This window comes from Pseudactinotalea sp. (assembly GCF_048594945.1).
Lineage (GTDB): Bacteria > Actinomycetota > Actinomycetes > Actinomycetales > Beutenbergiaceae > Pseudactinotalea.
Genome location: NZ_JBMDXJ010000194.1, coordinates 1 through 6,526 on the forward strand (window position 1 = coordinate 1; position 6,526 = coordinate 6,526).

The 6,526-nt window shown below is 72.1% G+C and carries 7 protein-coding genes; all 7 read left to right on the forward strand.

The window, feature by feature from the left end:
- On the forward strand, positions 1-1,245 hold a 1,245-nt coding region (locus ACOJSN_RS08535; protein ID WP_420112069.1), incomplete at its 5' end, for an amidohydrolase family protein.
- Positions 1,242-1,559, forward strand: a complete 318-nt coding sequence (locus tag ACOJSN_RS08540) for a TIGR04076 family protein (RefSeq protein WP_420112070.1) — start codon at positions 1,242-1,244, stop codon at positions 1,557-1,559. The genes ACOJSN_RS08535 and ACOJSN_RS08540, both read left to right, overlap by 4 nt.
- Positions 1,556-2,581, forward strand: coding sequence for an LLM class flavin-dependent oxidoreductase (locus tag ACOJSN_RS08545; protein ID WP_420112071.1), 1,026 nt, complete (start codon positions 1,556-1,558; stop codon positions 2,579-2,581). Before ACOJSN_RS08540 ends, ACOJSN_RS08545 begins: the two co-directional genes overlap by 4 nt.
- Entirely contained in the window at positions 2,578-4,236 is a 1,659-nt protein-coding gene (locus ACOJSN_RS08550; RefSeq protein ID WP_420112072.1) for a DUF885 domain-containing protein, read from the forward strand. The genes ACOJSN_RS08545 and ACOJSN_RS08550 overlap by 4 nt, the downstream gene beginning before the upstream one ends.
- A complete protein-coding gene (locus ACOJSN_RS08555; protein WP_420112073.1) occupies positions 4,233-4,619 on the forward strand; it encodes a nuclear transport factor 2 family protein in 387 nt (128 codons plus the stop codon). Before ACOJSN_RS08550 ends, ACOJSN_RS08555 begins: the two co-directional genes overlap by 4 nt.
- A 31-nt stretch (positions 4,620-4,650) precedes the next feature.
- Positions 4,651-5,901 carry a kynureninase gene (locus ACOJSN_RS08560; protein ID WP_420112074.1) on the forward strand — a complete coding sequence of 417 codons (1,251 nt, stop codon included), beginning with the start codon at positions 4,651-4,653 and terminating at the stop codon, positions 5,899-5,901.
- A gap of 273 nt (positions 5,902-6,174) precedes the next feature.
- The coding region (locus ACOJSN_RS08565) for an Ig-like domain-containing protein (RefSeq protein ID WP_420112075.1) at positions 6,175-6,526 on the forward strand (352 nt) is incomplete at its 3' end.

A 6,526-nucleotide genomic window follows, 5' to 3' on the forward strand; every position in this document is an offset into this window, starting at 1 on the left:
ATGAGTGAGCATGGATACGTCCTCGCGGGGTGCAGCGTCTGGGACGGCACTGCGGAGGCGACGGCGGATGACCAGGCGATCTGGGTCGGACCCGACGGTCGCATCCGCGCCGTGGGTGACGCTCAGCACGTGCTCGACGACGCCCGTGCGAACCGGGCGCGGGTGGCCGACCTGGGCGGCGCCGTCGTGGTCCCGGGGCTGATCAACATGCACGTCCACCTCAGCCTCGCGCTTCCCGGGCCGATGCAGGAGTCGGTGCAGGGGGCGAACCTGGCCGAGCTGGTGCTGCTGATGGCCGGCAACGGCCGCGGCACGCTGCACAGCGGCATCACCACGGCCAGGCTGGTGGGGGAGTCGCGGTTCGCCGACATGGCGCTGCGCACGGCGATCGGCCGTGGCGCCGTCGACGGACCACGGATCTACACCGCCGGTCACGCGTTGTGCTGCACCGGCGGCCACGGTCACGACGCGGATGCCCAGGAGGCCGACGGCGCGGATGGCTTCCGCCGCGCCACCCGCGAGCAGCTCCGCGCCGGCGCCGACCTGATCAAGGTCTGCATCTCCGGTGGCATCGCCGGTGAGCACGAGGCGATCGATACCCCGCAGCTCACCGATGACGAGATGTCCGCCGTGCTCGAGGTCGCCCACGACTGGGGGCGCAAGGTCACCGCGCACGCCGGCCCGGCACCGGTGATCGAGCGGGCGGTCGAGCTGGGGCTGGACTGCGTGGAGCACGGCTACGAGCTCACGCCCGAGCTGACCGCGACGATGGCTGCCCGCGGCGTGAGCTACGTGCCGACGATCACCGTCAGCCGCTGCGAGGAGTTCTTCCGCGCCAACGGCGTACCCGAGTGGATGATCGAGCGGGCGCTCGGGGCCGGGCCGCGCCACTGGGAGTCGCTGCAGCACGCGATCGCTGCCGGTGTCGAGATCCTCATGGGATCCGACATGCCACCGCACGCGCCCTACGACGAGACCACCGCCACCGTGCGGGAGATGGAGTTCATGGTCGACGCCGGGATGTCACCTCGGGAGGTGATGGTGTCGGCCACCTCGGCAGCGGCCGGGTGGCTGGGCGCGAGCGCCCAGGTCGGGTCGCTCACCTCGGGCGCGTTCGCGGATCTTCTCGTGCTCGACGGCGACCCGCTCACCGACATCTCGGCGCTGCGTGGCCTTCATGCTGTGGTGCAGGGCGGTCGCGCCGTGCGCGACGACCGCTACCTCGTGAACGGACCGAGACGATGAGCACAACCACGCGACTGCACGACCTGCGGGTCGTCGTCGACCGCATCGAGGGCCGCTCGGTGTGCGGCATGGCAGTGGGTGACTCCTTCGACGTCACCTGCTCCAGCCGGATCACCATCCCCGAGGGCAGGCACGTGTGCCTGTACGCGCTCTCCGCGGTGCTGCCGCTGTTGCCCGCGATGCAACGGACACTCGACGACGGCGACTGGCTCGCGCACGAGAACGAGGTCGCCTGCCCCGACCCGCAGGAGCGGCTGATCATGCGTATCGAACGGATCGGCACCTCCACGATGCCGATGGAGGACCTCACATGAGGCACGAGGTCAGCGTGGCGCTGCAGTCGGTGTGGCGCGCCGGGGAGTACGCCGAGCTCGGCAGCCTCGTGGAGGACCTCGGGTTCGACGGATTGTCCGTGTACGGCGACCTCGGCTTCCAGCCACCGATGCCCGGACTCCTCGCGGCTGCGCGCGCCACCAGCAGGATCCGGCTCGGCCCCGCCTGCCTCAACCCGTACGTCACCCATCCGGTCGAGATCGCCGGACAGCTCGCGGCGCTCGACGACGCCTCCGGGGGCCGCGCCTACCTCGGGCTCACGCGCGGCTCGTGGCTGCAGTCCCTGGGGTTGCAGCAGCCACGTCCGCTCGCGCACCTCGAGGACACGATCGAGATCGTGCGCCGTCTGCTCGCCGGTGACGACAGCGGCTACCAGGGCCGAGCCTTCACGCTCGAGCCCGGGATGAGGTGGCAGTTCCGGCCATGGCGCCGCGAGGTCGATGTCCTGCTCGGGGTCTGGGGGCCACGGGGCGCCGCGCTCGCGGGCAGGCTGGCGCAGGAGGTCAAGCTCGGCGGCAGCGCCAACCCGGACATGGTGCGGCTGATGCGCTCGCGCCTGGACGCGGCCTCGGTCGCGACGGGTCGCGGCGCGGGTGCCGTCCGAGTGGCGGCCGGCGCGGTGACCGTGGTGGACCTCGATGGCGATCTCGCGCGGCGAGTGGCGCGGCGCGAGGTGGCGATGTACGTCGACGTGGTCGGTCAGCTGGACGAGACGGTCACGATCGAGCCCGAGCTGCAGCGCCGGCTGGGCGAGCTCCTGCGCGAGGGGCGCGTAGACGATGCGGGAGCCCTGCTGCCCGCTGACCTGCTGCGCCGGTTCTGCCTCGCGGGGACGCCCGAGGAGGTCGCCGGTCACACGATCGAGCTGCTCCGCTCCGGTGCCGACCGAGTCGAGTACGGCACCCCGCACGGCACGTCGTCAGGGGCCGAGGGGATCAGGCTGCTGGGGGAGCGGGTGCTCCCCGAGGTGCGCAGGGCGATGGATCGGGAGAGTGTGGCGTGAGACGTCAGGAGTGTGCCGGTCTGCCCGCCACGGAGGTCGCTGACATCTACCTCCGGGCGCGTGCGCTCGTCGACCCCGCCGCTGCCGATGCGCTCGGCATCGGGCCGGAGACGCGCATGCCGGACTTCTCGCCCGCGGCCTACGAGCGCCGGCACTCGGCCGACAAGGCGGCGCTGCTGGGTTTGCGTGGTGTGCCGGGCGTGCTGGCCACGGTGATGCGGGAGCGGCTGGAGTCGGAGGTTGCGCTCGATCGGATCGGTTTCACGCGGCGGTTGCTCGCGCCGCTCGCCACGCCGGTCCACCAGATCCGGCAGACGTTCGACGACCTGCCCACCGCCACGCCCGCCGACCGGCTCCGGGTGCGGACCGCGCTGGCGGCGGCCTCGACGGCGCTGCGCGACTACCAGCGCACGCTCGCGCACGAGGCCGAGATGGGGAACGTGGTGGCTCGCCGGCAGGTGCTGGTGGTCGCGGAGCAGGTCGAGCGTTGGTTGGCCGACGGCTTCATCGACGGGCTGCTCGGTGACGAGGGCGGCGCAGAGGCTGAGACCGGACGGGCGGCGTTCGCCGACTTCGCCGAGTTCCTCAGGACCCGGCTGCTGCCTCTCGCCCCGGCGGCCGACGGCGTGGGCCGGCCCGTCTACGAGGTCACCGCGGGCGCGTTCCTCGGTGAACGCGTGGACCTCGACGAGCTCTACGCGTACGGCTGGGACCTCATCGCCGAGTTGCAGGCACAGGCTCGAGCACTGGCGACCGAGATTGCCGGGACACCGGATGTCGGGGCCGCCGTCGCGCACCTCGACGCCGATCCTGGCGGCCGGATCCCGGTCGGTGACCTGGTGGCGTGGCTGCAGCGGCGCATCGATGCCTCCGCCGAGGTCGCGGACCAGCGAGTCGCGGCGATCCCAGCGCGGACGCGGCCGGTGGAGGCGAGGCTGGTCACCGCCGTCGCCGGTGTCATGTACTACACGCCGCCGGATGCGGCGCTGACCCGGCCAGGCCGGGTCTGGTGGACAGTGCCGGACGGCACCACCGCCGTCGCGACCTGGCGCGAGGTGAGCACGGTGCACCACGAAGGGGTCCCGGGCCATCACCTGCAGCACGCGATCACCCACGATCTCGCGGGCCTGCATCCCTGGCAGCGGTACCTGTGCCACGTGCACGGGTACGCCGAGGGCTGGGCGCACTATGCCGAGGAGGTCGCCGACGAGGTGGGGCTGCTGCACTCGCCCGGCGAGCGCCTCGGGCTGGTGTTCGCGCGGTTGTGGCGTGCGTGTCGGATCGTGATCGACCTCGGGTTGCACCTGGACCTGCCGATTCCCGCAGGCGCGCCGGGGCCATGCGGCGGAGCCGGGGCGTGGACGCCTGAGCTCGGTGCCCGGATGCTGCACGAGGTCGCCGAGGTCGATCCGCAGACGGCGCGGTTCGAGGTCGACCGGTACCTCGGGTGGCCTGGACAGGCGCTCGCGTTCGCCGTCGGCGCCCGGCTGTGGCGGCAGGCTCGCGCCGAGGCGGAGCAGCGGTCGGCGGGTGAGGGCGTCCCCTTCGACCTGCGTCGCTTCCACACCGAGGCGCTGGCCCTGGGACCGATGGGTCTCGGCCCGCGGCGCCACGCGCTGCGACCGAGCGCCCCGGAGAACGGAGAACCCGGATGAGCACAGATCCCTCCCTCGACGAGGTGGCCGGCACGCTGCGATCGCTGTACCGAGCGCTGGGCGACCGGCCGGCCTTCGACGCCCATCTGCACCCCGCCATCACGATCTGGGAGAGCGACGCGGCTACGCTGCTGACCCTGCCGGAGCTCGACGCGCTGCGCGACCAGCGGGCCGAACGGAGCGTGAGCGGCGCTGCTCCTGCGTGGGTGCGCCCGGAGCAGATTCGCGTGGACCGGTGGGACGACACGGCGGTGGCACGGTTCGTGCTGCGTGCCCACAGGGAGGGCGGCGTCGACGAGACGTTCCGCGTCACCGACGTGCTGCGCCGCGGCGAGCAGGGCTGGCGCATAGTCCACCACCACGCCGAACGCCGGTCGGGCTGACACCCGAGCGCCCGTGCGGGAGACTCACACCATGCCGCTCACCCGCGAGCACGCCCGTGACCTCGACGCGGCGGATCCGCTGGCCGACTGCCGCCGGGTCGTCGCACGCGTCGACGACGTCCTCTACCTCGATGGCAACTCCCTCGGCCGCATGCCGGTCGCGACCCCGCCCGTGCTGCGTGCCCTCGTGGAGGAGGAGTGGGGGCGCGACCTGGTCCGGTCGTGGCCGGCGTGGCTCGATCTGGCGACCGAGACCAGCGATCTGCTCGGGCGCGAGATCCTCGGCGTCGGTCCGGGACAGGTGGTGATCAGTGACACGACCACGGTGAATCTCTACAAGCTGGCGGTCGCCGCGGTGCGGGCGCGGCCTGGCCGGCGCCGGATCGTGGTCGAGGAGGACAACTTCCCGACCGACCTGTACGTCCTCGACGGCGTCGCTCGCGACCATGGTCTCGAGCTCACCCGGATCCCGACCGACATCGACGACGGCGTGCGCGCCGCCGACCTGCGGGCGGTGCTGGGCGACGACGTCGCGCTGGTCGCGTTGTCACACGTCAGCTATCGCTCGGGCGCATTGCTGGACATGGTCGGGCTGACGCGGCTCGCGCACGAGGCCGGGGCGCTGGTGCTGTGGGACCTGTGCCACTCGGCGGGCGCCGCACTCACGCCGCTGTCCGAGTCCGAGGTGGATCTCGCCGTCGGATGCACGTACAAGTACCTCAACGCGGGACCGGGCGCGCCCGCATACCTGTACGTGCGCGCCGACCTGCAGGCGCAGCTGCGCTCGCCGATCCAGGGGTGGTTCGGCCAGACCGACCAGTTCGCGATGGGTCCCGACTACGAGCCCGTCGAGGGCATCGAGCGGTTCCTCGCGGGCAGCCTGCCGGTGCCTGGGATCCTCGCGGTGAGGGAGGGCGTGAACTCGCTCGCGGCGGCCGGGGTGCCGGCGCTGCGGGACAAGGGCGTCGCTCTCACCGAGTACCTGATCTCGTTGGCGGACGCGTGGCTGGAGCCGCTCGGATTCCGGCTCGCCAGCCCGCGCGAGGGTGCGTTGCGCGGCTCGCACGTGACGCTTGAGCACCCGCAGGCCTGGCAGGTCTGCCAGGCGTGGATCGCCGACGGCGTGATCGGTGACTTTCGTACCCCCGATCGCCTCCGTATCGGGCCGGCCCCGCTGTACACCTCGTTCGAGGAGGTCTGGGTGGCGATGGACCGGCTGCGGACGATCGTCGAGGCGGGCACGCACCTGACGTTCCCGACCGAGCGCAGCCGGGTCACCTGAGCGTCCGGGCGGTCCAGAACCCGCGCGGAAGCCCCGCCTCCGCCACGCACCACCGACCGGTCTGTTGAATGCACATGTGTTGATTCGACAACTGTGCGGCCCTCCACGGTGTGGGCTCGGCTGCTGGAATCACCTCGCTCAAGCCATCTTCTGGAGGGGAATCCGATGCGAGGCGCGCCAGCGCAATCACCACGACCCATGTCACCGACGCGGCACCGTGCCGCTCGATCCGGAAAGCGAGGTCGATGGCCCAGAAGGGTCATCGGCACGCTCATGGCCGCCCTCGTGGCAGTCGGAGCGTTCGTGCTCTCGCCGCCCGCGGTGCCGCAGGCAGCCGCCGCGGAGGTCGGTGACGCCGTGACCGACGTGCACATCACCGAGTCGAGCGTCCCGGACGGCCGTGCCCAGCTGCGACTCAACATCGCCTTCGAGGTCGGGGCGAACGCCGCGGCGGGCGACACGTTCTGGGTCCAGCTCGACCCGACGCTGCTGACCCGCGCGTTCTCGTACAACATCTATGCCGAGGGCAGCTCGACGCAGATCGTCGCGCGGATGACCACGACGCTCGGGGGTCGCGTGACCTTCACGCTCACCGACTACGTCGACGACCGGTCGGCGACCGAGG